24 protein-coding genes, 1 other RNA gene, 1 pseudogene and 1 riboswitch are annotated in these 25,792 nt (G+C 70.5%); of the genes and pseudogenes, 6 read left to right on the forward strand and 20 right to left on the reverse strand.

Annotated elements, in window-relative coordinates; translation table 11 throughout:
- Nucleotide 1 precedes the first annotated feature (1 nt).
- From murG to mraZ, 9 genes are read right to left on the reverse strand one after another with little or no spacing between them, the layout of a single operon-like run.
- Nucleotides 2-1,117 carry an undecaprenyldiphospho-muramoylpentapeptide beta-N-acetylglucosaminyltransferase gene (gene murG, locus LVB77_RS18315; RefSeq protein ID WP_232907500.1) on the reverse strand — a complete coding sequence of 372 codons (1,116 nt, stop codon included), beginning with the start codon at nucleotides 1,115-1,117 and terminating at the stop codon, nucleotides 2-4.
- Nucleotides 1,114-2,415: a putative lipid II flippase FtsW gene (ftsW, locus tag LVB77_RS18320; RefSeq protein WP_232907502.1), complete on the reverse strand. Its 1,302-nt coding sequence runs from the start codon at nucleotides 2,413-2,415 to the stop codon at nucleotides 1,114-1,116. Before ftsW ends, murG begins: the two co-directional genes overlap by 4 nt.
- Nucleotides 2,415-3,500, reverse strand: coding sequence for a phospho-N-acetylmuramoyl-pentapeptide-transferase (mraY, locus tag LVB77_RS18325; RefSeq protein WP_232907506.1), 1,086 nt, complete (start codon nucleotides 3,498-3,500; stop codon nucleotides 2,415-2,417). Before mraY ends, ftsW begins: the two co-directional genes overlap by 1 nt.
- Complete coding sequence (gene murF, locus LVB77_RS18330; RefSeq protein WP_232907508.1) at nucleotides 3,490-4,896, reverse strand: UDP-N-acetylmuramoyl-tripeptide--D-alanyl-D-alanine ligase; 1,407 nt, start codon at nucleotides 4,894-4,896, stop codon at nucleotides 3,490-3,492. The genes mraY and murF overlap by 11 nt, the downstream gene beginning before the upstream one ends.
- Nucleotides 4,893-6,374: a UDP-N-acetylmuramoyl-L-alanyl-D-glutamate--2,6-diaminopimelate ligase gene (locus LVB77_RS18335; RefSeq protein ID WP_232907509.1), complete on the reverse strand. Its 1,482-nt coding sequence runs from the start codon at nucleotides 6,372-6,374 to the stop codon at nucleotides 4,893-4,895. Before LVB77_RS18335 ends, murF begins: the two co-directional genes overlap by 4 nt.
- Entirely contained in the window at nucleotides 6,371-8,332 is a 1,962-nt protein-coding gene (locus LVB77_RS18340) for a penicillin-binding transpeptidase domain-containing protein (RefSeq protein WP_232907511.1), read from the reverse strand. The genes LVB77_RS18335 and LVB77_RS18340 overlap by 4 nt, the downstream gene beginning before the upstream one ends.
- Entirely contained in the window at nucleotides 8,329-8,595 is a 267-nt protein-coding gene (gene ftsL / locus LVB77_RS18345) for a cell division protein FtsL (protein WP_232907512.1), read from the reverse strand. Before ftsL ends, LVB77_RS18340 begins: the two co-directional genes overlap by 4 nt.
- Nucleotides 8,592-9,533, reverse strand: coding sequence for a 16S rRNA (cytosine(1402)-N(4))-methyltransferase RsmH (rsmH, locus tag LVB77_RS18350; protein ID WP_232907514.1), 942 nt, complete (start codon nucleotides 9,531-9,533; stop codon nucleotides 8,592-8,594). The genes ftsL and rsmH overlap by 4 nt, the downstream gene beginning before the upstream one ends.
- A gap of 11 nt (nucleotides 9,534-9,544) precedes the next feature.
- A complete protein-coding gene (gene mraZ, locus LVB77_RS18355) occupies nucleotides 9,545-9,991 on the reverse strand; it encodes a division/cell wall cluster transcriptional repressor MraZ (protein ID WP_232907515.1) in 447 nt (148 codons plus the stop codon).
- A 515-nt stretch (nucleotides 9,992-10,506) separates the two neighbouring features.
- On the opposite strand from mraZ, the gene LVB77_RS18360 reads away from it, so the two are divergent.
- Nucleotides 10,507-10,893, forward strand: coding sequence for a VOC family protein (locus tag LVB77_RS18360; protein WP_232907517.1), 387 nt, complete (start codon nucleotides 10,507-10,509; stop codon nucleotides 10,891-10,893).
- A 545-nt stretch (nucleotides 10,894-11,438) separates the two neighbouring features.
- On the opposite strand, the gene rnpB is transcribed toward LVB77_RS18360, so the two are convergent.
- Nucleotides 11,439-11,799: RNase P RNA component class A (gene rnpB, locus LVB77_RS18365), an RNA gene on the reverse strand.
- 97 nt (nucleotides 11,800-11,896) lie between these two features.
- Here rnpB and LVB77_RS18370 point away from each other — a divergent pair.
- The gene (locus LVB77_RS18370; RefSeq protein ID WP_232907518.1) at nucleotides 11,897-12,238 is read left to right on the forward strand and encodes a hypothetical protein; all 342 of its coding nucleotides are present in this window, start codon (nucleotides 11,897-11,899) and stop codon (nucleotides 12,236-12,238) included.
- Between the two features lie 123 nt (nucleotides 12,239-12,361).
- Here the strand turns inward: LVB77_RS18370 and rsmI are convergent, their stop codons facing one another.
- Complete coding sequence (gene rsmI, locus LVB77_RS18375) at nucleotides 12,362-13,186, reverse strand: 16S rRNA (cytidine(1402)-2'-O)-methyltransferase (RefSeq protein ID WP_232907520.1); 825 nt, start codon at nucleotides 13,184-13,186, stop codon at nucleotides 12,362-12,364.
- A gap of 266 nt (nucleotides 13,187-13,452) precedes the next feature.
- On the opposite strand from rsmI, the pseudogene LVB77_RS18380 reads away from it, so the two are divergent.
- The 4 genes and pseudogenes from LVB77_RS18380 to LVB77_RS18395 form a co-directional block, all read left to right on the forward strand.
- Nucleotides 13,453-14,697: pseudogene (locus LVB77_RS18380) on the forward strand (penicillin-binding protein activator); the annotation flags it as partial.
- 5 nt (nucleotides 14,698-14,702) lie between these two features.
- Nucleotides 14,703-15,095: a YraN family protein gene (locus LVB77_RS18385; RefSeq protein WP_232907521.1), complete on the forward strand. Its 393-nt coding sequence runs from the start codon at nucleotides 14,703-14,705 to the stop codon at nucleotides 15,093-15,095.
- Nucleotides 15,096-15,102: 7 nt separating this feature from the next.
- Nucleotides 15,103-15,636, forward strand: coding sequence for a metal-dependent hydrolase (locus tag LVB77_RS18390; protein WP_232907522.1), 534 nt, complete (start codon nucleotides 15,103-15,105; stop codon nucleotides 15,634-15,636).
- Complete coding sequence (locus tag LVB77_RS18395; protein ID WP_232907524.1) at nucleotides 15,633-17,054, forward strand: FAD-linked oxidase C-terminal domain-containing protein; 1,422 nt, start codon at nucleotides 15,633-15,635, stop codon at nucleotides 17,052-17,054. The genes LVB77_RS18390 and LVB77_RS18395 overlap by 4 nt, the downstream gene beginning before the upstream one ends.
- Before the next feature lie 312 nt (nucleotides 17,055-17,366).
- Here LVB77_RS18395 and thiL read toward each other — a convergent pair whose 3' ends face one another.
- The 9 genes from thiL to LVB77_RS18440 all read right to left on the reverse strand — a co-directional run bounded on the left by thiL (nucleotide 17,367) and on the right by LVB77_RS18440 (nucleotide 25,717).
- The gene (thiL, locus tag LVB77_RS18400) at nucleotides 17,367-18,314 is read right to left on the reverse strand and encodes a thiamine-phosphate kinase (protein WP_232907526.1); all 948 of its coding nucleotides are present in this window, start codon (nucleotides 18,312-18,314) and stop codon (nucleotides 17,367-17,369) included.
- Nucleotides 18,315-18,339: 25 nt separating this feature from the next.
- Entirely contained in the window at nucleotides 18,340-18,801 is a 462-nt protein-coding gene (gene nusB / locus LVB77_RS18405; protein WP_232907527.1) for a transcription antitermination factor NusB, read from the reverse strand.
- Complete coding sequence (gene ribH, locus LVB77_RS18410) at nucleotides 18,798-19,295, reverse strand: 6,7-dimethyl-8-ribityllumazine synthase (protein WP_232907528.1); 498 nt, start codon at nucleotides 19,293-19,295, stop codon at nucleotides 18,798-18,800. Before ribH ends, nusB begins: the two co-directional genes overlap by 4 nt.
- A gap of 127 nt (nucleotides 19,296-19,422) precedes the next feature.
- On the reverse strand, nucleotides 19,423-20,541 hold the full coding sequence (gene ribB, locus LVB77_RS18415) for a 3,4-dihydroxy-2-butanone-4-phosphate synthase (RefSeq protein ID WP_232907529.1): 1,119 nt from the start codon (nucleotides 20,539-20,541) through the stop codon (nucleotides 19,423-19,425).
- Complete coding sequence (locus tag LVB77_RS18420; protein WP_232907531.1) at nucleotides 20,538-21,146, reverse strand: riboflavin synthase; 609 nt, start codon at nucleotides 21,144-21,146, stop codon at nucleotides 20,538-20,540. Before LVB77_RS18420 ends, ribB begins: the two co-directional genes overlap by 4 nt.
- 131 nt (nucleotides 21,147-21,277) lie before the next feature.
- Nucleotides 21,278-21,424: riboswitch (FMN riboswitch) on the reverse strand.
- A 344-nt stretch (nucleotides 21,425-21,768) separates the two neighbouring features.
- Nucleotides 21,769-22,530 (reverse strand): class I SAM-dependent methyltransferase, encoded by a 762-nt coding sequence (locus tag LVB77_RS18425; RefSeq protein WP_232907532.1) that lies wholly within the window; start codon nucleotides 22,528-22,530, stop codon nucleotides 21,769-21,771.
- Nucleotides 22,531-22,552: 22 nt separating this feature from the next.
- Entirely contained in the window at nucleotides 22,553-23,653 is a 1,101-nt protein-coding gene (ribD, locus tag LVB77_RS18430; RefSeq protein ID WP_232907533.1) for a bifunctional diaminohydroxyphosphoribosylaminopyrimidine deaminase/5-amino-6-(5-phosphoribosylamino)uracil reductase RibD, read from the reverse strand.
- A complete protein-coding gene (locus tag LVB77_RS18435) occupies nucleotides 23,650-24,504 on the reverse strand; it encodes a hypothetical protein (RefSeq protein ID WP_232907534.1) in 855 nt (284 codons plus the stop codon). Before LVB77_RS18435 ends, ribD begins: the two co-directional genes overlap by 4 nt.
- 19 nt (nucleotides 24,505-24,523) lie before the next feature.
- Complete coding sequence (locus LVB77_RS18440) at nucleotides 24,524-25,717, reverse strand: hypothetical protein (RefSeq protein WP_232907536.1); 1,194 nt, start codon at nucleotides 25,715-25,717, stop codon at nucleotides 24,524-24,526.
- Nucleotides 25,718-25,792: the final 75 nt, after the last annotated feature.

Raw genomic sequence — 25,792 nt, forward strand, 5'->3', positions numbered from 1 at the left:
CTCATGCCGGCTTCCTCATGTTCGATTGCTCCAGGACGATGTCGGCGACCCGCTCGGCCGCGTCGGGTTTGGCCAGGGCGCGCGCGGCGCGGGCCATCTGCAACAGGCCCTCGCGCTCGCCGAGAATTTCGATGGTGGCCGACAGGCGCTCGGCCAGATCGCCGCTTTGCGGCAGCAGCTGGGCCGCGCCGCGATCGACCAGGAACTGCGCGTTCTTGGTCTGATGGTCGTCCACCGCCTGCGGAAACGGCACCAGCACGCTGCCCACGCCGGCCGCGCACAACTCGGCCAGGGTCAGCGCGCCGGCGCGGCAGACCACCAGGTCGGCCCAGGCGTAGGCCGCGGCCATGTCGGCGATGAACGGTTCGACCGAGGCGCTCACGCCAGCGTCGGCGTAGGCGCGCACCGCGTCGTCGCGCAGCTTCTCGCCGCACTGGTGGCGCACTTCGTAAGTCAGGCGGCCGCGCAGGCCGGCGATCGCCTTGGGCACCGCGGCGTTGAGCGCGCGCGCGCCCTGGCTGCCGCCCAGCACCAGCAGGCGCAGCGCGCCGCTGCGGCCGGCGTAGCGCTGCTCCGGCGGCACGATCGCCGAGATCTCGGCACGCACCGGGTTGCCGACCACGGTTTCGCGGCCGTCGGCGAAAGTGTCCGGGAAACCGGTCAGCACCTGCCGCGCGAAACGCGCGAGCACGCGGTTGGTCATGCCCGGCGCGCGGTTCTGTTCGTGCACGATCAGCGGAATGCCGGCCAGGCGCGCGGCGATGCCGCCGGGGCCGGCGGCGTAACCGCCGAAGCTGATCACCGCGCGCGGCTGGCGCTCGCGCAGCACGCGTGCGGCCGCGCGCACCGCGCCCAGCACCTTGAACGGCGCCGCCAGCAACGCCGCCGCGCCCTTGCCGCGGATGCCGCGCACGGCGATGGTGTCGATGGCGATGCCGTGCTGCGGCACCAGGCGCGTTTCCATGCCGCCGTCGGCGCCCAGCCACAGCACCGGCGTACTGCGCTCGCCCAGGGCGCGCGCGACCGCCAGGCCCGGGAAGATATGCCCGCCCGTGCCGCCGGCGAGGATCATCACCGGGCGCGCCTGGCTATCGGCGGCGGCGCTTTGCGCGCTCATGCCGTCCTCCCCAGGCTGGGTTCGATGCGCTGGCGCAGGCGGCTGGTGCCGCGCACCGGATCGGCGGCGACGCCGGACGGCAGCGGATTGGCGGTCGCGGGCACGCCGGCCGACGGCTGCGCGGCTTCGTTGCGCAGGCGCGCGACCTGGCGCTGCGCGCGATCGAGTTCGTACGACACGCGCAGCAGCACGCCCAGCGCGGCGCAGGTCATGATCACGCTGGAGCCGCCGGAGGAAATCATCGGCAGGGTCAGGCCCTTGGTCGGCAGCAGGCCCAGGTTCACGCCGATCGAGACGAAACTCTGCAGACCGATCCACAGCGCGATGCCGAAGGCGACGTAGCCGGAGAAATGGCGGCGCATCTCCACGCACTTCAGGCCGATCCACAGCGCGCGCCCGGTCAGCAGCACGTACATGCCGACCACCGCGCACACGCCGACGAAGCCGAATTCCTCGGCGATCACCGCCATGATGAAGTCGGTGTGCGCCTCGGGCAGGTAGGACAGCTTCTGCACCGACGCGCCCAGCCCCACGCCCAGCCATTCGCCGCGGCCGACCGCCATCAGCGCGTTGGTGAGCTGGTAGCCGGTCTTGAACGGGTCCGACCAGGGATCCAGGAACGAGGTCAGGCGGCTCACGCGGTACGGTTCGGCGATCGCCACGATCGCCAGCACCGGTAGGCCGATCAGCACCGGACCGAACATGCGCGGCATGTTGACGCCGCCCAGCACCAGCATGCCGGCGGTGATCGCCAGGATCAGCGAGGACGAACCGAAGTCGGGCTGCAGCAGCAGCAGCGTCACCAGCAACACCGCCACGCCGATCGGCTTGAGCATCGCCATCCAGGTCGCCGAGATGTCCTCGCTGAAGCGCTTGAGATAGCTGGCCAGCCAGACGATGTAGAACAGCTTGACCGCCTCCACCGCCTGGAAGCCCATCACGCCGAAGTTCAGCCAGCGGCGCGCGCCGTTGACGCTCTTGCCGATGCCGGGCACGAACACCGCCAACAGCAGCGCCAGGCAGGCCAGCAGCAGCAGCTGGTTGTGCTGCTCGATGGTCTTGAGCTCGGTGCGCATCAGCCACACCGCCAGCACCAGCCCCACCGACAGGAACATGGCGTGCTTGATCAGGAAGTAGAACGGGCCGACGTCCAGTCCGTCGGCGATGCCGATCGAGGCCGAGCCGACCATCACCAGTCCGACGCAGCCCAGCGCGCACGACACCGCCATCAGCCACGGGTCGTAGCGCCCGTGGATGGCGTCCAGTCGTGTCGCCTGGCGTGCGGCGGAGTCGTTCATCAGCGCACCTTCAAGGTCGCCAGGCCGACCAGGACCAGCACCACCGAGATGATCCAGAAACGCACGATCACGCGCGGCTCCGGCCAGCCCTTGAGCTCGAAATGGTGGTGGATGGGCGCCATCCGGAACACGCGCTTGCCGGTGAGCTTGAACGAGGCGACCTGGATCATCACCGACAGCGTTTCGATCACGAACACGCCGCCCATGACCACCAGCACCAGTTCCTGGCGCACGATCACCGCGATGGTGCCCAGCACCGCGCCCAGCGCCAGCGCGCCGATGTCGCCCATGAACACCATCGCCGGATAGGTGTTGAACCACAAAAAGCCCAGGCCCGCGCCGGCGATGGCCGCGCAGATGATCACCAGCTCGCCCGCGCCCGGCACCTGCGGAATCTGCAGGTAGTTGGAGAACACCGCATTGCCCGAGGCGTAGGCGAACACGCCCAGCGCGCAGGCCACCAGCACGGTCGGCATGATCGCCAGGCCGTCCAGGCCGTCGGTCAGGTTGACCGCGTTGGAGAAGCCGACGATCCAGAAATACGCGATCGCGACGAAGGTCACGCCCACCATCGGCAGCGCGATCGACTTCAGCATCGGGATGTAGAACGTGGTCGCGGCCGGCGCGTCGGCGGTGTAGTACAGGAACACGCCCGCGGCCAGGCCGAAGATCGACTGCAGCAGGTACTTCCAGCGCGACTTCAGGCCGTTGGGATCGCGGTGCACGATCTTGATCCAGTCGTCGTACCAGCCGATCGCGCCGAAGCACAGCATCACCGCGATCACCAGCCACACGTAACGGTTGCGCAGGTCGCCCCACAGCAGCACCGAGGCCAGCACCGTCATCAGGATCAGCGCGCCGCCCATGGTCGGCGTGCCGGCCTTGGAGAAGTGCGACTGCGGACCGTCCTTGCGGATCGGCTGGCCGCCCTTGTACTGGGCGAGCTTGCGGATCACCGCCGGGCCCCACCACAGCGACAGGCCCAGCGCGGTCAGCGCGCTGAGAATGCCGCGGAACGTGAGATAGCCGAACAGACCGAACAGGCTCTGAAGTTGTTCCAGCCAGCGCGTCAATTCAAGCAGCATGCGTCGATTCCTCCCCTTCCGGCGACGCGTCGCTGGCCAGCAGCGCAGTCACGATCTTGTCCATCGCGCTGCCGCGCGACCCCTTCACCAGCGCGCGCACACCCTCGCGCAGCTCCGCCGCGAGCGCCGTTGCCAGCGCGTCGTGGCTGTCGTAATGCGTGGCGCCGTCGCCGAACGCGCGCGCCGCCTCGGCACTGAGCGCGCCCAGCGCGAACAAACGCTTGAGCCCGGCGCCCTTGGCGCGGCGGCCGGCCTCGGCATGCATGGCCGCGCCGTCCGGGCCGAGTTCGCGCATGTCGCCCAGCACCAGCCAGCCTTCGCCCGCGCGACCGTGCGCGGTGGCGTCGGCCAGGGTGTCGATGGCCGCGGCGACCGAACCGGGATTGGCGTTGTAGCTGTCGTCGATCAGCACCGCGCCGCTGCGCAGGCGATGCGTGACCAGGCGCCCGGACACCGGCCGCGCGGCGTTGAGGCCGGCGGCGATGACCTCCAGCGCCACGCCCGCGCCCAGCGCCAGCGAGGCCGCGGCGAGCGCATTGCGCACGTTGTGGCGGCCCGGAATGGCCAGCGCGATCGCGGCCTCGCCCTGCGGCGTGGTCAGCACGAAGCTCGAGCCCTCCTCGCCCAGGCGGATGTCGCGCGCGCTCACGTCGGCGCTGGCGTCCAGGCCGAAGCGGATCAGTCGGCGGCCGTGCGCGCGCTGCGCGAAGTACGGCGCGAACGCATCGTCGGCATTGATCACCGCCACGCCGTCCGGCGGCAGACTGTCGTAGACCGCGGCCTTGGTGTCGGCGATCGCCAGCAGGCTGCCCATGCGCTCCAGGTGCGCCGGCGCGACGTTGTTGACCAGAGCCACGCGCGCGGGCGCGATCGCGGTCAGATAGGCGATGTCGCCGGGCGCGCCGGTGCCCATCTCGTAGACCGCGAACTGCGCGTCCTCGGGCGCGGCCAGCACCGCTAGGGGCATGCCGATCTCGTTGTTGCGGTTGCCCGGCGTGGCGTAGGCGCGGCCGGCGCGGTCGAGGATCGCGATGGTGAGGTTCTTGACGCTGGTCTTGCCGCTGCTGCCGGTGATGGCCAGGGTGATGGTGGCGCCGCGTTCGCGCTGCACCGCGGTGGCGAAGGCGGCCAGCGCGCGCTCGGTGTCGGCCACGACCACCTGCGGCAGCGCCGCGTCGATCGGGCGCGACACCAGCGCGCCGGCCACGCCCGCGGCGGCCGCCGCGGCGACATGGTCGTGGCCGTCGAAACGCTCGCCCTTGAGCGCGACGAACAGCGCCTCGCGCGCGTCGGCCAAGGCGCGGGTATCGGTGACCACCGCCGCGACCACGGCGTCGTCGCCGTGCAGGCGGCCGCCGGTCATGCGCGCGATGTCGGACAGGCGTAGCGGTTTCATCGCCTGGCCTCCAGCGCTGCGTGCGCGACCTGGGTGTCGTCGAAGGGATGCTGCACGCCGTCGATGTCCTGGTAAGGCTCGTGGCCCTTGCCGGCCACCAGCACGATGTCGTCGGCGCCGGCGTCGGCGATCGCGCGCGCGATCGCGGCGGCGCGGTCGCGCAGCACGATCGCGCGCTCGGGATGGGCGAAGCCGGCGACGATGTCGGCGACGATGGCGTCGCCGTTCTCGCGCCGCGGGTTGTCGTCGGTGACCACCACGGTGTCCGCGCGCGCCTCGGCGATCGCCGCCATCTGCGGGCGCTTGCCGCGGTCGCGTTCGCCGCCGCAGCCGAACACGCAGATCAGGCGCGCGCGCGCGTGGCCGCGCAGCGAGGCCAGCGCCTGCTCCAGCGCATCGGGGGTGTGCGCATAGTCGATCACCACCAGCGGACGGCCGTCGTCGCCGCCCAGGCGGTTCATGCGGCCGTGGATGGGCTGCAGCTGCGACAAAGTCTCGGCGATCTGCGCCGGCGCGTCGCCCAGCGCGTACAGCGCGCCGGCCACCGCCAACAGATTGTCGACGTTGAAACGGCCCAGCAACGGCGACGCCACCGCGTGCGCCTGCCCGTCGACCACCAGCTCGAAACCGATGCCGCGGTTGTCGAACGTCAGGCGCTCGGCGCGCAGTTGCGCGTCCTGGACGCCGCGCGAGCTCAAGCCGATCGCGCGCACCGTCGCCGGCAGGCCGGCGTGCAGCTCGCGGCCGAACGCATCGTCGAGGTTGATCGCGCCGGCCTTTAGGCCCGGCCATGCGAACAGGCGCGCCTTGGCCGCGCCGTAGCTGGCCATGTCGCCGTGGTAGTCGAGATGGTCGCGGGTGAGATTGGTGAACACGCCCACGTCGAAATGCACGCCGTCGACACGCCCCTGGTCGAGCGCGTGCGAGCTGACTTCCATCGCCACCGCCTGCGCGCCGGCGTCGTGCATGTCGGCCAGCAGCTCGTGCAGTTGCAGCACCAACGGCGTGGTGAAGCCGGTCGGCACGATCTGGCCGTACAAGCCCGCGCCCAGCGTGCCGATGGTGCCGCAGCGCAAACCGCGCAGGCTCCAGGCTTGCGCCAGCAGCTGCACGGTGGAGGTCTTGCCGTTGGTGCCGGTCACGCCGACCATGGTCATGGCGTCGCTGACGCGGCCGTGAAAACGATCGCCCATCTCGCCCAGGCGGGCGCGCAGGCCCGGCACGGCGATGGCGTCGTCGGGCGCCGGCAGATCGTCCGGTGCCGGCGGTTCGAACAGGATCGCGCTGGCGCCCGCGGCGCGCGCCTGGGCGACGAACTTCAAGCCGTGCGCGCCGAAACCGGCGATCGCGACGAAGGCGTCGCCCGCGCGCACCGCGCGGCTGTCCAGCGTCAGTCCGCTGATGTCCAGGCCTGCCGGCACTGCCGCCACGTCGGGCAGCAGTTCGCGCAGCGGCATGCGGCGGCGCGCGGCGCTCATCGTCCCGCTCCCAGCGGCGCCATCGCACCGGCCGCCACCGGCGGCAGGTCGACGGGCAGCTCTTCGACCGGTTCGTCCACCTCGGCGGCATCGACCGGCAGCACCGGGCCGGTGGCCTTGCCGCCGTTGGCCTTGAGGCGCTTGGCCTCGGCCGCCGACTGCGCCGCCAGCCAGGTATCGATGTCGTCCGGCGCCACGTCCATCAGGCGCAGCGCGCCGTCCATGACGTTGCGGAACACCGGGCCCGACACGCGGCCGCCGTAGTAGCCGCGCATCGACGGATCGGGTTCGCTGACCACCACCGCCATCGAGAAACGCGGACGGTTCACCGGCACCACGCCGGCGAACAGCGAGATGTACTTGTTGGAATAGCCGCCGCTGGCGCTGAACTTACGCGAGGTGCCGGTCTTGCCGGCGACGTGGTAGCCCAGGATCGCCGCGTCCTTGGCGGTGCCACCCGGCTCGGTCACGGTCTGCATCATGCGCATGACTTCGCCGGCGACCTTGGGCTCCATCACCTGGGTCGGCTCGTTGCGCTGGCCGCGCACGAAGGTCGGCGCGATCAGCTTGCCGCCGTTGGCCAGCGCCGCGTAGGCCATGGCGATCTGCAGCGGCGTGGCCGAAAGGCCGTAGCCGTAGGACATGGTCGCCTTGGTGGTGCCGCTCCAGCGGTCCGGCGCCATCACCACGCCCGCCGACTCGCCCGGGAAGCCGCTTTCGGGCTTGCGGCCGTAACCGAAGCCCTTGACGAACTGATAGTAGTAATCGTTGGGCAGCGGTAGCGCGAGCTTGGCGGCGCCGACGTTGGAACTCTTGGTGATCACGCCGGTGACGTTGAGCACGCCGTAGTTGTGCGTGTCGGTGATGCGGTAGCGGCCGTTGGGCATCCAGCCCGGGCGCGTGTCGACGATCGTGGCCGGCGTGACGCGACCCGACTGCAGCGCCGCGGCGATGGTGATCGGCTTCATGGTCGAGCCGGGCTCGACCACGTCGGTGACCGCGCGGTTGCGGTGGGTGTCGGGATTGCCGGCACCGAGCAGGTTCGGGTTGTAGGTCGGCAGGTTGGCCATCGCCAGCACCTCGCCGGTGTACACGTCCAGCACCACCGCCGAACCGCTGCTGGCGCCGGTTTCCAGCAGGGCGCGGCGCAGTTCGCGATAGGTCAAATACTGAATGCGGCGGTCGATGGTCAGGGTCAGGTCGTGACCGGGCTCGGCCGACTTGATCAGATCGACGTTCTCGATGATGCGGCCGGCGCCGTCGCGGCGCACGCGCTTGGCGCCGGGCTTGCCGCGCAGCCAATCGTCGAACGCCAGCTCCAGGCCTTCCTGTCCGCGGTCGTCGATGTTGGTGAAGCCCAACACGTGCGCCATCGCTTCGCCCTGCGGGTAGAAGCGACGGAACTCGCGCTGCGAGAACACGCCGGGAATCTTGCGCGCCAGGATGCGGTGCGCCTCGTCCGGATTGATCCGGCGCTTGAGGTACAGGAATTCCTTGCCCGAACGCTGGCTGAGCTTGCGGGTCAGGTAATCGACGGGCACGCCCAGCGCCGCCGCCAGCTCCGGCAGACGCGCCGGGTTCTTCAGCAGTTCCTTGGGATTGCCCCAGATCGACTCGACCGGCGTGGACACCGCCAACGGCTCGCCGTTGCGGTCGGTGATCATGCCGCGCGAGGTCGGGATCGGGATCTCGCGCAGCGCGCGCGCATCGCCCTGCTGGCGGTAGAAATCGTTGCCGACCACCTGCAGGTAGAACGCGCGCCCGACCAGCGCCAGCGCGCACAGGCCCAGGGCGCCGCCGACGATCACCAGGCGGTTGCGCAGGTCGAAGCGCGCGCGCGTGCGCGGCTTGCCGGCGCCACGGTCGGCGCCGCCGCGCGCGTACGGCGCCTGGCGCTTGCCGCGCTCGCCGAGCAGGCGGTCCAGCGGGCCGCTGCGGGGTTCGTCGCGCCGGCTCATGGCTTGATCACCACGGTTTCGGCGCCTTCCGGAAACTTCATGCCCAGGCGGTCGCGCGCGACCTGATCGATGCGGTTGCTCTCGGCCCAGGTCGCCTGCTCCAGCTGCAGGCGGCCGAATTCGATGTTGAGTTCGTCGCGTTCGCGGTCGAGCTTGTTGAGCTGCACGAACAGCTGGCGGTGCTGATGGCGCGCATAGACCACGGCCAGGGCCGAGGCCAGGTTGGCCACCACCAGCACGGTCACGAGCAGGCGCAGGGTCATGCCGCCTCCCCGAGCTTTTCGGCCACGCGCAGCACCGCGCTGCGCGCGCGCGGGTTGTCGGCGGTTTCCTCGTCCAGCGCCTTCTGCGCGCCGCCGATCGCCAGCAGCGTGGGCGTGAACGCGACCTCGATCGGCATGCGCCGGTTGGCCGGCGGAGCCTTGCTGTGGCGCGCGATGAACTGCTTGACGATGCGGTCTTCCAACGAATGGAAGCTGATCACCGCCAGCCGGCCGCCGGGCTTGAGCCGCGCCAGCGCACCGTCCAGTCCGGTTTCCAGGTCGGCCAGCTCGCGGTTGATGTGGATGCGGATGGCCTGGAAGCTGCGCGTGGCCGGATGGATCTTGTCGCCGCCGCGCGGAATCACCGACGCGATCAGGTCGGCCAGCTGTGCGGTGCGGGTCAGCGGCTGCTCGCCGCGACGGGCGACGATGGCGCGCGCGATGCGGCGGCTCTGGCGTTCCTCGCCGTAGGTCCACAGCACGTCGGCGATCTCGCGGTCGGTCGCCTCGGCCAGCCACTGCGCCGCGCTCTGGCCGCTGTCGGGGTCCATGCGCATGTCCAGCGGACCGTCCTTGCCGAAGCTGAAGCCGCGCTCGGCCACGTCCAACTGCGGCGAAGACACGCCCAGGTCCAGCAGGATGCCGTCCAGACCGGACGCGGCCGCGTCCCAATGCGCGAGCTGGGCGAAGCTGCCGCGGAAGATCGCCACGCGCGGATCGGCGCCGAACTCGCGTTCGGCGACGGCGATCGCTTCGGGATCCTTGTCCATCAGCAGCAGCCGGCCTCCGGCGCCGAGTTGATCGAGTACGCCGCGCGCATGCCCGCCACGGCCGAACGTGCCATCCAGATACGTCCCACTCCCGTCGATGCGCAGGCCGTCCAGGACCTGCCGATACATCACGGGGAGGTGGCTGGATCGCGCGCCCGGGCGCTCCATGCCACCGCCCGTCACAGCTGCAGGTCGAGCAGCTCGTCGCTCAGATCGTCGTCGGTAATGGTCTGACGGATCTGCGCGTGATGCGCCTGCTCGCTCCACAACTCGAATTTGTCGCCCATGCCCAGCAGCACGGCCTTCTTCTCTATGCCCACCGCGGCGCGATGGCTGGCCGGCACGCTGATGCGGCCGTTGCCGTCGAGCTCGACGAAGGACGCCGCGCCGACCAGCTTGAGCTGGATGTTGCGGTTGACCTTCTTGGCCTTGGGCAGCGCGTTGACCTGGTCGCGCACGCGCTCCCAGACCGCCAGCGGATAGAGGTAGAGGCTGCCGGCCTCGAACGGGTTGTAGGTGATGACCAGGCGGTTGCCGCACTCGCGCGCGACAAGGTCCCGATAAGCGGTGGGCACCGCTAGCCGGCCCTTGTCGTCGATCGTGATGGCGGTTTCGCCCTGGAACATTGCCCACCTTGTGCGGCGCCCCTCTCTACCGGACGGGTCGCCTGGTTAGGTCCGCCTTGCGAGCGGATCACCTGCGTACTGGCCGCCAACCGGCGGCCAAGCCTCCGAAAAAACCACAAAAAACCCGGTTTTCCCTCGGATGCCCACCTTAGCACTGCGCACAAGGTTGTCAACAACTTTTGAGACGGAATTTCGCTAGGCGCATCAATGGCTTGCGGCAATCTTCAGAACTTTATTCAAGACTTATCCACTAACCTTTGTTTCGTCTCATATTTTGAGATTAGAGCGATTACTTTGACCGGGGTCGCAGTCTTGAGGCGGGTACGGGCGGGGCGTGCTGCGTCGCAGCATCGGAATTGGGACGGTCGTCAACCGGCGTGGCCGACGGGCTGTGCGGCGCCGGCGGCCAGACCACAATCCTGAACAGGCACGCAGGAGGGGGTCGCCACTTGGCGCGAACCACGATGCGGGCGAGCATCCGGGGCCCAGCGCTTCATCGACAGGAATGCACCGCCATGGGCCAGACCGTCATCCCGCAACTTCGGATGCTCCGCGCGGGCATCAGCCTGCCCTTCTACGAACGCCTGGGCTTCAGCGTGGATTGGCAGCACCAGTTCGAGCCCGGCTTCCCACTGTTCGTGCAGCTCACGCGCGCCGGCCAGACCATTTTCCTCAGCGAACACCGCGACGACTGCGCAGTGGGCGGCGCCGTCTACTTCGTAGTCCCCGACGTGGACGAATGCCACCGCGCGTTCGCGGCCAACGGCATAGCCATCGCCGAACCACCCGAGAACACCCCTTGGGACACCCGCGAAATGCTGGTCGCCGACCCCGACGGCAACCGCCTGCGATTCGCGACCGACGCGACACCGGCCAACGCGGACGACGCCAACAAACCCTAGCCGCGACGCAACCACGAAGCCCCGCGCGCCCTCGCCCCAGCCGCACCCGGCCCGACGCACAGCGGCCGGGCGTTCGGTCCGGCGCGAGCCAATGGCTCGCAAGCGCCACCGCTCACCCCGCAAGCGGGAGAGGGGGCAAGATCGCAATGGCCGGCTCGCCCCCTCGATGTGGAGAGCCCCCTTAAGTTATCGCCCCGAAGCACCGAAGATCTTTCGCGTCGGTGCCGGCCCAACGCCAACTTGGCGCAGAGCGCTGAAGTCCCTGGATCCCCGCCTTCGCGGGGATGACGGCAAAAAGCCGCAACGCAAGCTCGACGGGAAGAGCCCCCTTAGTAAGGGGGCGCCGCGAAGCGGCGGGGATTGGAAGTACATAGCGGGGCCCGAAGTTCGTGCAACGAACTTTGGGATTTCATGCGCAGCATGAAATGCACCCCCTTAGTAAGGGGGCGCCGCGAAGCGGCGGGGATTGGAAGAAAGAGCCTGGGGCCCAAAGTTTGCTGTGCAAACTTTGGGGCTTTTTTAGACGCCCTCGGCGTCTAAAAAAGCGGCGGAGCCGGCCATAAGCCGGGTTCTGTCGTGAGCAGTCATTCCTCTAGGCGCAGCGTCGCCGCTACGCTCAAGCAGCCTACCCGGAGACACCGCGGGCCGCGGCATTGCCTCCCTATTTGGCCTTGCTCCCGGTGGGGTTTGCCGTGCCGGTCCGTTACCGGACTCGCGGTGCGCTCTTACCGCACCGTTTCACCCTTACCACGCACGTCTTGCGACGCCGTTCGGCGGTTTGCTTTCTGTTGCACTTTCCGTCGGCTCGCGCCGCCCAGGCGTTACCTGGCACCGTGCCCTATGGAGCCCGGACTTTCCTCGGCACCCGATCTTGCGATCCGATGACGCGACTGCTTGGCCGACTCCGCCGCGCGCATTATCGCATGCGCAGGGCCGGGCCGACGTCGGTAAGGTTAAATGGGCGCACACGACGTACCGCGCGTCCAAGCCAAGACCGACCGCCATGCATAGCGACGACCCGGAAGATCACTACCCGCTGTATCCGCTGGGCATGCTGCGCCGTCACGGTCTGATCGACGCCCAGAATCTGGCCGAGCGCCTGCCGGACTGGACCGAAGAACAACTGCGTGCGGCGTTCTGGCCGGCCTATCGCGCGATCCGCGAAACCGAAGCCGATCTGGAGCGGATGTCCGGCATCGACGGCGGCGAGCGCGTGATATCGCTCAATGGCCTGCCGATCTTCGTGTCCGAGGACAGTTGGAGCTTCCAGGTTCTGGCGGGCCCGGAATTGATGGATCGATTGGTCGCCGCGCTGACGCAGGCACGCGAGGCGCGAGCGGATTGACCGCGCTCGAAAGCGGCACGGCCCGCGCGGTCGGCGCAGGTCGCGGTCGCTCGTTGTGGCAAGCGGCCTCGCAGCGCCGCTCCGCGGTGGCGACGCTTCGCGCCGGCAACCGTTACCGAGCGCTCAATCTCCGCCGTACAAGGCCTTACGCGGCGCCCCACTGAGCTCCGCCGCCAGCTTCGCCGCCTGCGACGGCTTCAAGTACTCGGCCAGTTTCGCGTACAACCGCCGCCCTTCGACGATCTGCGCGTCGGCGTCTTCGCCGGCGCCCTCGATCATCACCACGAACTCGCCTTTGCGTTGGTTCGGATCGGCCGCCACGCGTTCGCGCAACTGCGCCAGGCTGCCGTCCAGCACCGTTTCGAACAGCTTGGTCAGCTCGCGCGCGAGCACCGCCGGGCGTTCGTCGCCGAACGCGGCGGCCATGTCGGCCAGCGCCTCCTCGATGCGGTGCGCGGATTCGTAGAACAGCAAGGTGCGCGGTTCGGCCGCCAACCGCGTCAGGCGCTCGCGGCGCGCGGAGGCCTTGGCCGGCAGGAACCCCTCGAAGGCGAACCGGTCCGAAGCCAGGCCGGCGACGCTGAGCGCGGCGATCGCCGCGCAGGCGCCGGGCACCGGCGAGACGCGGATGCCGGCCGCACGGGCGGCGCGCACCAGGCGGAAACCGGGGTCGCTGACCAGCGGCGTGCCGGCGTCGGACACCAGCGCCAGCGAATCGCCGGCCTGCAGGCGGGCGATCAGCTGCGTCGCCTGCGCGTCCTCGTTGTGCTGGTGCAGGGCCAGCAGGGGCCGCTCCAGCCCGAAGTGGGACAGCAGCTGGCGGGTGTGGCGGGTGTCCTCGGCACAGATCGCCGCGACGGTGCGCAAGGTGTCGAGCGCGCGCGGGCTGAGGTCGCCCAGGTTGCCGATCGGGGTCGCAACGATGTACAGGGTACCGGGGCTTTGCATCGTGCTTCCGTGTCGGGGCCGGGTAGAATCCTAACCGGTCCCCCAAGGAACGCCGCGTCGCGGCGGGAAGCAAGCCGATGCGCCTTCAGCTCGAGATAGCAGGATCCCCTCCCTCGCACCGCAGCGCCGGCCAGATCCGCTGGCGCGGCGTGCGCACCGCCTGCGCCGCCCTGGCGCTGGGCCTGGCGCTGGCGGGCTGCGGCACGGTGACCACCCATACCGGCCCGGCGCCGGCGCGTACCGCCGGCCATCCGTTGGTGGTGCAGGCCGCCGAATTGGCGCGCAACGGCGCCGCCCTGAGCGGCGCGGCGCGCACCGAGAACGACAGCCAGATCGAGCGCCTGCTCAACCAGCTCGACAACGACAGCCTCGCGCGCGAAGCCGCCGCGCTGCCGGCCGGCGATCCGCTGTACAACTACGCCGGCCGCGCGCTGCTGCGCCGCGGCCTGCCGCTGCCGCGTCCGTTCGACCGCAACTGGCGCTTCGATCCCAAGCGTCCGCCGGCCGACAGCGACGGCTACCGGCCGCCGACCAAGATCGCGGTGCTGCTGCCGCTGTCCGGCGGGCTCGCCACCGCCGCCTCGCCGGTGCGCGACGGTTTCCTGGCCGGCTACTACGGCGAGAACCGCCGCCGTCCGGACGTGGTGTTCTACGACACCCTGGGCACCGCTGGCGGCACGCTCGCCGCGTACGACAAGGCCGCCGCCGAGGGCAACGATTTCGTGGTCGGGCCGCTGGGCCGCGACGAGGTCAGCGCGCTGTTCGGCAAGAGCGAGCTGCCGGTGCCGGTGCTGGCGCTCAACCGCGGCACGATCGCGCCGCCGGCCGGCAACGCCAGCTTCTCGCTGTCGCCGGAAGACGAAGGCATCGCGGCCGCCGATTACCTGCTCGGCCGCGGCGCGCGCCGCGTCTTGGTGGTCGGCGCGGCCGAGGACGGCCAGAACCGCGCCGTCGCCGCGCTGCGCGCGCGTCTGAGCGAACGCGGCGCCGCCGTCACCGACGTGGTCGGCGAAGGCACCGCCGACTTCGCGCCGTTCGCCAACAAGGACGGCGGCGTCGATGCGATCTTCCTCGCGGTCAAGGGCGCTTCGGCGCGCACGCTGATGCCCAAGCTGGCGCTGGCCGGCCTGGGCGGCAAGCCGCGCGTGGCGACTTCCAACGTGTTGTCGGGCACCGGCAAGCCGGAGCAGGACCGCGTGCTCGACGGCATCGTGTTCCCGTCCGAGGCCTGGACCACGCGCGGCGTGCGCGGCCTGCCGGCCGCCTCGTCCACCGCGCAGACTCTGCCGACCGCGCGCGGTCCGGCCGCGCGCCTGTTCGCGTTCGGCTACGACGCCTGGTTGCTGTCCGGTTATCTGGAACGCATGACCACCGCGGCCGACGGCCAGGTCGCCGGCGCCACCGGCACGCTGCGCATCGACGGCTTTGGCAACGTGCTGCGCACGCCCACCTGGTCGACCTTCAGCAGCGGCGTCGCGGTATCCCTGAGCGACGCGGCCACGCGCCAGTAAGCCCCATGTCCGCGCCGACCGACCGACGCAGCCGCGGCGCCGCGGTCGAGGCGGCGGCGCGCGAACACCTGCTGGCGCAGGGCCTGCGCGACATCGCCGCCAACGCCAGCTTCCGTTTCGGCGAACTCGATCTGGTGATGCTGGACCCGAACGCGCGCGAAGCCTGCGTGGTCTTCGTCGAAGTGCGCTACCGGCGCAGCGCGGCGTTCGGCGGCGGCGCGGCTTCGATCGATGCCGGCAAGCGTCGGCGCCTGGTGCACGCGGCGCAGGCGTTCCTGGCCGCGCACCGCCAATACCGCAACGCGCCGTGCCGCTTCGACGTGGTCGAAGCCGACGGCGATCCCACCGCGCCGCGCCTGCACTGGCTGCGCGACGCCTTCCGCGCCGACGAGATCTGAAACCGCCATGCCGACCGTGATCAGCCATGCCGTGGTGCCGCTGGCGTTGGGCTGGGCGCTGGGCCCGCGCCGCGTCGACCGCCGTCTGCTGATCGCCGGCGCGCTCGCGGCCATGCTGCCCGACGCCGACGTGGTCGCGTTCAAGCTCGGCATCGCCTACGCCGACGATTTCGGCCATCGTGGCGCCAGCCATTCCTTCGCCTTCGCCGCTGCGGTCGGCGCCCTGGGCGCGCTCGCCAGCCGCTGGTTGCGCGCGCCGCCGCTGTGGGCCGCCGTATGGCTGGCGCTGTGCGTGGCCTCGCATCCTTTACTGGATGCGCTGACCGACGGCGGCCTGGGCGTGGCCCTGTGGTGGCCGTGGTCGGACGCGCGCCTGTTCGCGCCGTGGCGGCCGATCGAGGTTTCGCCGATCGGCGCCGGCTTCTTCAGTCTGCGCGGCCTGAAGGTGCTGTGGTCGGAACTGCAATGGGTATGGCTGCCGACCCTGCTGCTGGCCGCGCCGCTGGCCTGGCTCGCGCGCTCGCGCAAAGAGGCGGCATGAACGTGCTGCCGGCGGAGCTGTCGCGCAGCTTGGCCGAACTGCTCGGCGACGGCTGGCTCACCGATCCCGGCGAACGCCTGGCCTACGCCTACGACAATTCGCGTCGCGAATCGCTGCCCGACGCGGTCGCTCTGCCGCGCACGCGCGAGCAGGTGCAGGCGCTGGTGCGCGCCTGCCGCGCGCACCGCGTGCCGGTGGTCGCGCGCGGACGCGGCACCAACACCACCGGCGCCTCGGTGCCGGTGCACGCGGGTGTGGTGGTCTCGTTCGAGCGCATGAACCGCATCCTCGCCATCCGCCCCGGCGACCGCTGCGCGGTGGTCGAGCCGGGCGTGCTCAACGGCGACCTGCAGTCCGCGCTCAAGCCGCACGGCCTGTTCTGGCCGCCGGACCCCACCAGCGCGGCGTTCAGCACCGTCGGCGGCAACCTGGCCTGCAACGCCGGCGGCCCGCGCGCGGTCAAGTACGGCGCCAGTCGCGACAACGTGCTGGCGATCACCGCCGTCACCGGCGCCGGCGAGCTGATCGTCTGCGGCACCGCGACCACCAAGGGCTCGACCGGCTACGACCTGCATCGCCTGCTGGTCGGCAGCGAAGGCACCTTGGCGCTGATCGTCGAAGCCAGTCTGCGGCTCACGCCCGCGGCGCCGCAGCGGCGCGCCTTGCGCGCGATCTATCGCGACGTTTCGTCCGCCGCGCAGGCGGTCGCGCGCCTGATGGCGCAGCCGATCACGCCGTCGATGCTGGAGTTCATGGACACGCAGGCGCTGCGGCTGGCGCGCGAGGTCGGCGGCGCCGACCTGCCGGCGGATGCCGGCGCGCTGCTGATGATCGAAGCCGATGGCGACGCGGACACGCTTCCGCAGGCCATCGCGGCGCTGAAGCGAGCGGCCGACAGCGATGGCGTGCTGGCGCTGGACGATGCCGCCGACGAGGCCGCGCGCGAAACGCTGTGGGCCGCGCGCAAGGCGCTGTCGCCGGCGTTGCGCACCCTCGCTCCCGGCAAGATCAACGAGGACGTGGTGGTGCCGGTGTCGCGCATACCGGAGCTGGTGGACGGCGTACAGGCGCTGGCGCGCGAGTTCGCGCTGCCCATTGTTTGTTTCGGCCACGCCGGCAACGGCAACCTGCACGTCAACCTGCTCTACGACCCCGCCGATGCGGATCAAAGCACGCGCGCGAACGCGGCGATGGCGCGCGTGTTCGCACTGGCGCTGGCGCTGGGCGGCACGTTGTCGGGCGAGCACGGCATCGGCCTGGCCAAGCGCGACTTCATGCCGCAGGCGATCGACGCGCCTACGCTGACGCTGATGCGGCAGCTCAAAATGGTGTTCGACCCGGACGGGATTCTGAATCCGGGCAAGTTGCTGCCGGAGTTGGACGCGCCGGGTAAAGCAGCAAAAGCAAATCCCCCCTAACCCCCCGTTTTCAAAGGGGGGAACTCAAAAGCGGGGCACAGTGGCGACGCCGTTTCTTCAGCGGAGCACCCGCGCTTCCACTTTCTGCAGAAAGGTTATGCGCGGCTCTGCCCCGTAGAAGGGCAACCCGCTTGTCTTCCCCCTTTGAAAAAGGGGGACCAAGGGGGATTTGCTCTTGGCTGAGTAACCAAGCACCTCCAGCGAGCCCGAATCTCCAAGGCGTCGCGCCCACCACAGCTCAGTAGGATGCGGTGAGCCGCAGGCGAACCGCATCGCCACGAAACGTCCGACCGCGACGCCACACCGCCAGCCCTACACGCCGAAGTGGTCGTACCCCTTGCGCTCGGCCACCCAAGGCGAGCCATCCGCGCCCAACGCCTGCACGCCCTCGCCCGCCACCACGCGACCGATCGCCGTCGCCGCGACGCCCGCGATCGCGGCCTCGCGCTCGATGGCCTCGCGCGCGGAGGCCGGCGCGGTGAAACACAGTTCGTAATCGTCGCCGCCCGTCGCCTGCAGGCGACGGCGCGCGTCGGCGTCGAAGTTCGCGCGCAGCGCCACGGACGCCGGCAGCGCATCGATGTCGAGCTGCACGCCGACGCCGCTGGCCGCGCACACGTGACCCAGATCGGCCAGCAAGCCGTCGGACACGTCGATGCAGGCATGCGCATGCCGCAGCGCCGGCCGCAGCGCCAGACGTGGCATCGGCCGATCCAGGCGCTCGCGCAAGTAGAGATCCGCGGCCTGGCCCTCGCGCCACTGCGCCAAGCCGCCCGCGGCATCGCCCAAGGTACCGCTGACCCAGACCGTGTCGCCGACGCGCGCGGCATCGCGGCGCCGCGCCTGGCCGGGCGCTACGAAGCCGTGCACGGTCACGCAGACCGATAAAGGCCCGCGCGTGGTGTCGCCGCCGACCAAGGCCACGCCATGCAGCGCGGCCAGGCCGAGAAACCCGTCGAGAAACGCGTCCAGCCAATCGGCGTCGGCCTGCGGCAGGGACAGCGACAAGGTGCACCAGGCCGGTTCGGCGGCCATCGCGGCCAGGTCGGACAGGTTCACCGCCAACGCCTTCCAGCCGATGTCGGCCGGCGAGGTCTCGTTGGGGAAATGCACGCCCGCATTGAGCGTGTCCATCGCCACCACCAACTCGCGGCCGGCCGGCACGCGCAGCAGCGCGGCGTCGTCGCCGATGCCCAGCACCACGTCGTCGCGTTGGGCGACGCGTTGGCGGATGCGCGCGATCAGGTCGAATTCGGCCATCGCGGCGGTTGCCGTGCCGCGCGCCTTACTTGGCGCGCGGGGCCTGCACTTCCACCGGACGCCAGTCGGCGGCGGCGTGGTCGAGCACGCCGTTGACGTAGGTGTGGCCGTGCTCGGCGCCGAAGCGCTTCACCGTTTCGATGGCCTCGTTGAGGACCACGCGGTAGGGCACGTCGGGACGGCGGCGCAGCTCGTAGGCGGCGATGCGCAGCACCGCGCGCTCGATCGGATCGACCTGCTCGATGTCGCGGTCCAGGAACGGCGCCAGGGCGACGTCGAGTTCTTCCTGGTACTTGTCGACGCCGCGCACCAGGTCCTCGAAATACATCAAGTCGGCGACTTCGTGCGCCTGCTCATGCGCGAACTGCGCGATCACGTCCTCGACGCGCGCACCCGACAGCTGCCAGGCGTACACAGCCTGCAGAGCGCGGCGGCGGGCGCGCGAACGGGCGACGGGGTCGATGCCATCGTGGCGGCGGCGGTTCATCGCGTGGACTCCTGCGTTGCGTGTGCGAACGGCGCCTGCGCGAGCAGGTGCGCCATTTCCAATGCGGCCAGGGCGCATTCCTCGCCCTTGTTGCCGTGACTGCCGCCGGCGCGCGCCTCGGCGTCCTCGTGGCGTTCCACTGCCAGCACGCCGTTGGCGATCGGCAGGCCGTAGTCCAGCGAGACCCGCATCAGGCCATCGGAACAGCCGTCGGCGACCTGCTCGTAGTGGCGGGTATCGCCGCGCACCACGCAGCCCAGCGCGACCACCGCGGCGTGCGCGCCGCCGCGGGCCAGGCGCGCGGCGACCACCGGCAGCTCCCAGGCGCCGGGCACGCGGATCACGTCGATCGCGTCCTCGGCCACGCCGTGCTCGGCGAAGGTGCGGCGCGCGCCAGCGACCAGCGTATCGGTGATGCGCGGGTTCCAGCGGCTGGCGATGACGGCATAGCGCGCGCCCTCGGGGCTGCGCAGATCGCCTTCGTAATGGGGCATGGGGGGACCGTCGGGACGAAAGGGGTAGTTTAGCGGCTGGGGCGGCCTTGCCGACGAAATCGGGCCCATCGCGCCGCATCAGCGCGCGGAAGCGACCGAGGCGGCCGCTTCCGCACCGGCGCCGGGCTCAGCCCAGCGCGGCCGGATCGACGTACTCGACGACTTCCAGCCCGAAGCCGGCCAGACCGACCTGACGCCGCGGCGTGCCCAGCACGCGCAGGCGGCCCAGGCCGAGATCGGCCAGGATCTGGCCGCCGGCGCCGTTGCGGCGCCACTCGGCCAGCGTGTGGCCCTGGGCCGGATCGGCCTCGTGCACCGCCGGCTGTTCGCGCACCCGCGCCAGCAGGGCGTCGGCGCCGGCCGCATCGCCCAGCAACACCAGCGCGCCGCGTTCCTCGCGCGCGATCGCCGCCAGCACGTCGCCGACCGCCGGACCGAAATCGGCGCGCCGCCAATGCAGGGCGTCGGCCAGCGGGTTCTGCACGTGCACGCGCACCAGCGTCGGCACCTGCGCATCGGCCTGGCCGCGCAGCAGCGCGAAATGCAGGGCGTGGCTGAGGCGGTCGCGGTAGCTGAGCAGGCGGAATGGGCCGTATTCGGTCTCGATCTCGCGCTCGTCCACGCGCTCCACCGTGTGCTCGGTGGCCAGGCGGTAGCGGATCAGTTCCTCGATCGAACCGATCTTGAGCCCGTGCTCGGCCGCGAACGCCTCCAACTGCGGACGCCGCGCCATGCTGCCGTCGGGGTTGAGGATCTCCACCAGCACGCCGGCCGGCTCCAGGCCGGCGAGCATGGCCAGGTCGCTGGCGGCTTCGGTGTGGCCGGCGCGGTTGAGCACGCCGCCGGGCTGCGACATCAGCGGGAAGATGTGGCCGGGCTGGGCCAGATCGGCCGGCTTGGCGTCCGGACGCACGGCGGTGCGCACGGTATGCGCGCGGTCGTAGGCGGAGATGCCGGTGGTGACGCCCTCGGCGGCCTCGATGCTGACGGTGAAGTTGGTGTGGTGCGAGGACGTGTTGTCGCGGACCATCGGCCCCAGGCCCAGCTGCAGGCAGCGCTCGCGCATCAGCGACAGGCAGACCAGGCCGCGCGCGTGGGTGACCATGAAGTTGATGTCCGACGGCCGCACCAACTCTGCGGCCATGATCAGGTCGCCTTCGTTCTCGCGGTCCTCGTCGTCGACGATGACCACCATGCGGCCGTTGCGGATCTCTTCCAACAGCTCGGGAATGCTGGCGAAGCTCATGCGCCGGTCTCCTGCGCGTGACCGAGCAGGCGCTCCACGTAGCGGGCGACCAGGTCGATTTCGAGGTTGACCGCATCGCCGACGGACGTCTGGGCGAACGCGGTGTGGGCGACGGTGTGCGGGATCAATGCGACCTCGAACCCCTGCGCATCGGATTCGTTGACGGTCAGGCTGACGCCGTCGACGCAGATCGAACCCTTCTTGGCGATGTAGCGGGTCAGCGCGGCCGGCGCGGCGAAGCGCCAGCGCTGCGCGCGCGCGTCCTCGCGCACGTCCAGCACGCGGCCGACGCCGTCGACGTGGCCGCTGACCAGGTGCCCGCCGAGACGGTCGCTGGGGCGCATCGCGCGTTCCAGGTTGAGCAGCGCGCCGTCCTTGAGCCCGCCCAACGTGGTCAGGGCCAGGGTTTCGGTGGAGGCGTCGGCGTCGAACCAGTCGGCGCCGAACGCGATTACGGTCAGGCATACGCCGTTGACCGCGATGCTTTCGCCCAACTTGGGATCGGTGAAGTCGAGGCTGCCGGTGCCCACGCGCAGACGCACGTCGCCGCCCAGGTCCTGGCGATCGGCGAGCGTGCCGACGCCTTCGATGATGCCGGTGAACATCAGCGCAACTCCCCGGCGGCGAGCGCGCAATGGCGTAGGTGGAACTTGAACATGAAACGTTTCCCGCATGATGGTGAGCGAAAAACGCCTCAAGGCACGAGGCAGGCGCACGGCGACGCGCGCCATGCGAAAGCCGTCTTCTTTCATCCGGACTGTGACCGTCGGCCCCGGCATTGGACCGGGTCTGCTGACCCTCCGGTGGCCGGAGGCGCTCGCGGGCTCGCGCAGGAACTGCGCCTACCGCCGGTGGGGAGTTTCGCCCCGCCCTGAAGACGTTACGTAGTAATACCGGCGAGCCGGCGCGGGGATTTTAGCACCGGGGTGGGGGCGGCCGGGGCGGATGGAGTGTTCTGCCGGGTGCAGCAAACCTGCACCACTCCCCGATAAAGAAGGGGAAGCCCGTACGCAACCCGTCGTCGCTACGCACGCCCCGCTGGTCTTCCCCCTTTGGAAAAGGGGGATTGAGGGGGATTTGCTTTGTGGGTGGAGTACGACGTCGACTGGAGCAAATCCCCCCTAGCCCCCCTTATTCAAAGGGGGGAACCCAACCGTCGCCTTCGTCGCTACACGAGCCCAGCTGGTCTTCCCCCTTTGAAAAAGGGGGATTGAGGGGGATTTGCTCTTAGGCCCTACGCCGCAAATGCAAAAACAGCGGCCACTGGATCGTCCGCAGGTCCCCCGCCTCGCCCCAGGCCGCGGCCAGCGCCGGGGCATGCCGCGCGACCGGGTCGTCGCCGGTCGCGGCGCGGCAGCGCGCGGTCGCCGACATGCTGGCCAGATAACCCAGGAACCGCGGCAGGCTCCATTCGGCCTCCAGCCACAGCGTCGGCGCCGGCAGGGCCGGAAACGGCCAGGCGTAACCGGCGTAGGCAGCGTCGATCTGAGCCCGTTCCGGCGGCCAATAGGCCTCGATCTGGGCCCGGAACGCGGCCACCGGCTCCAGCATGCCCTCCGGGGCCAGGAAGTCCTGATAACCCCAGGCCGCGAGCACGCCGCCCGGCGCTAGCACGCGCTCGCATTCGGCGAAGAACGCCGCGCGGTCGAACCAGTGCAAGGCCTGCGCGACGGCGACCAATTGCACGCTGGCGTCGGCCAGCGCGCAGCGCTCGCCAGGTTCTACCGCCAGCTCGACGCGCGGGTCTTGCGCCTGCGCCCAATGCTCGGCGATCTGCTGCGCGCTGGGATCGCTGGCGTGGACCCAGGCGAAACGCGCGGCGAGCCCGCGCGTGGCCTGGCCGCTGCCGCAACCCGGCTCCCACACCCGCGAGGTCGGCGGCGCGACCGCGGCGAGCGCATCGAACAGCGCATCGGGGTACTCGGGCCGCGCTGCCGCGTAGGTGCCGGCGACCGCGGAGAAATGGTCTTTGAACGGCGTGTCGCTCATCCCGTCTCCTCAAGCCATCGCTTCACGCCGTCGCGTCGGGCCGCAGCAGCAGGCGCACGTCGTCGCCGATGCGACGCGACTCGACGATATTCAGGCGCAGCTTCTGCGTCATCGCTTCGATCTGCAGGCCGTCGAACAAGGGCCGCGCGTTCGCGCCCAACAACACCGGCGCGACGTACAGCAGTACCTCGTCGACCAGGCCTTCGGCCAGGAACGCACCGGCCAAGGTGGCGCCGGCTTCCAGCTGGATTTCGTTGACGCCGCGGTCGGCCAGCAGCTTCAACACCGCCGGCAGATCGAAGCGGCCCTCGCGCACCGCCACCGCTGCATGCTGGGCGCTGAGCTCGCGCGGCGGTTTGGCGTCGGGCGCGTGCAGGTACAGCGTGGGCGCATCGCCCTCGCGCACGCGTCCGCGCGCGACCGTGGCCAGGCCCGGGTCCAGCACCACGCGCAGGGGCGCGACGAAGGCGGTGTCGTCGCCCAGGCGCACCGTCAGCGAGGGATCGTCGGCCAGCACGGTGCCGGCGCCGGTGACGATGGCGCCGGCGCGCGCGCGCCAGCGCTGCACGTCCAGGCGCGAGGCCTCGCCGCTGATCCACTTGGACTCGCCGCTGGCCAGCGCGCTGCGGCCGTCGATGCTGGTCGCCAGCTTGACCCGCAGCCACGGCCGGCCACGTTCGATACGCGACAGGAACCCGCGGTTGAGCGTGCGCGCCTGCGCCTCCATCAGGCCGCTGGACACGGCGACGCCGGCCGCCTGCAACTGCGCGAAACCGGCGCCGTCGACCTGAGGGAACGGATCGCGCATCGCCGCAACCACGCGGGTCACGCCCGCCGCGATCAGCGCCTGGCTGCAGGGGCCGGTGCGGCCGGTGTGCGCGCAGGGCTCCAGCGTCACGTAGGCGGTCGCGCCGCGCGCGCGTTCGCCGGCGGCGTTCAAGGCATGCACTTCCGCATGCGGCTCGCCGGCGCGCTGATGCCAGCCCTCGCCCACCGCTTCGTCGCCGTGCGCGATCACGCATCCGACCATGGGGTTGGGCTTGGTGGTGTAGGCGCCCAGCTCGGCCAGGCGCAGCGCGCGGGCCATGTGGGCGTGGTCGGTGGTGCTGAACTCGGTCGTCATGGCACGGGTTTGAAATGAGTGGCGTCGGGGAAATCGGAGATCAGGCTGCGGTCGGCCTGCACCGTCAAGGTCATCATGCCGCCCTCGGCCGCGCCGATGGCATGAGGGTCGAACTCGATCAGGTATAGCAGCTTGGTCGCATCGTCCACGTCGAGCCAGCGCGGCCGATCGGGCTGCTGCGGAAAACGCACGCCGATGGCCTTCACCACGGCGTCGGCGGGCAAGCCGGCGAACTCGAAATCGCCGTCGCTACCCGACTGCGAGGATTGCTCGATCACGCGGCCGTCGGCCAAACGCAGCAAGGCCTTGGCATCGCCCACCGCCAGACCGTAGCGCGGCTCGTACACCTTCACCCACACGCTGTCGCCGGCACGACGCGGCCGGTTCGCCCACCAGCGGTCCAGCGGCAGCAGGCCCGCGTCCACCGCCTGCTGCAAGGTCTCGATGCCGTCGCCGCGCACCGCGCCCAGATCGGTTTCGGTCAAGGGCGCGGGCAAGGTACGCACAATGCCGTCGCCGCCGCCGATCGCGCCCTCCATCAACGCGACGGTGGTCTGGCTGCGCTGCCAGCAGCCGCTCGCCTCCACGCCCGCCATCGGTACATCGCGGATGCGGAAGCTGCCGTCGGCATTTAATTGCAGGCTCGCCATCGCCTGCGCCCCGGTCGCGGCATAACGCCCTGCTGTCGCCACGTCGGCGGGGGCGCAAATCGCGACGGCCGCAGGCGACATCATCGCCGCGCACCCGCTCAGCGCGAGCAGGCACAGCGCGCGCAGGCGCCCGCTGCCCGTGACCGCACCACGGTTGTTCGTGGCCGACACATGCGGTGAGTCGCGGAATCCTTCGCGCATCGAAGGCACCTGCGCGACCTCAGTCGCGTACATAGCGGCCGCGCACATTGGGCATGATCAACGCGCCGTCTTCCTGGCTCAGAATGATCCAGTCGAACGGCACCGGCCGCGCCGCGGCGCTGTCCAGGGTGATCGCGAAAATACGGCCCCGGCCTTCGTCCAGCGCCACCGTCTGCGGCGGAAGGTCGGCGGGCCGAAGAACCACATGCTTCAAGCGCGCGCCCTCGCGTTGCACGGCCAAGGCCCAGCCGCTGGGACCGGTTTCGGTATGCTCGCTGCGTCCGTCGGAATAGGCGAACTCGACGCCGATCCCCTGCGCGCGAGCACCCGATTTCGGATCGCCGACGACCACGGCGTAGCCGCCCTTACCTACCTCCGATGCCGGCGCGCAACGTTCGGCATCGAACTTCGCCGGACGCAAGTCGGGCGTGGGCCGCTCGGCGGTCGCATGCAGGCGCCAGACCTGCCGCAGTTGTTGCAGATAGGTCTGCGCGGCGCGTTCGGCGGCCTCCATCTCGTTGGCGGGGGCCGCCTCATCAGGCGGCGGTTGTGCTCCATTCGCGGCGGCCATCGCGGCAGCGGCGGCAGCGGCCGCCGCATCGGCTGCCGAAGCAACCGGTGGCCAGCAGGGCTCGGGATGCCGGACCCTGGCCTCGATCGCCGTGGCGGCCGCCGTTTCCAGCGCCAGCCGCGATTGCTCCAGCGCCGCCAGCGCCGGCGCCAGTGAGGCTTCGGCCTCGCGGCGGCGCGCCGGATCGATCGGGCCGGTCAGATCGGCGATCGCGGCCAACTCGCCCGAAGCCAGGCCGTCGCGGTAGGTCTTCACGAATCCGCAGGCCTGTTCGATCGTGGTCTCGCGCCGCTCCTGCGCGAATTCCAGCAGACGCTTTTGCGCATCGGCATTCCACGGCAACGACCGATCCAGCGAGAACACGGGTGTGGCGCCAGCCGACTGCGTCCTCAGCACCACACTGTCGGCGGCCACGTCCCAGCGCCCGCTGGCGGTTTCGACCGCCAAGGCGTAGCTGAGGGTGAACTCGAAACGCCCGTCCGGCTTGAGCAGCAGTTCCGAAGCGGCGTCGCCCGCGCCTTGCAGCGTGTAATGCCCGGCCAGCGCCGCGCGCTGACGGTCCTCGACCGCATCGGCGGCCTGCGCCGACCCCGGCAGCGATAGCGCCAGCGCCAGCAGTCCGGATGCATATGCGTTCAACATGCGCGATCTCCTTTCGTCGCGTAGCGGCGGCCGATACTCGCCGTCGCGCTCAGTGTCCGTTCCCATTCGCGCCAG

The sequence above is a fragment of the Lysobacter sp. 5GHs7-4 genome (assembly GCF_021284765.1).
Taxonomy (GTDB): domain Bacteria; phylum Pseudomonadota; class Gammaproteobacteria; order Xanthomonadales; family Xanthomonadaceae; genus Lysobacter.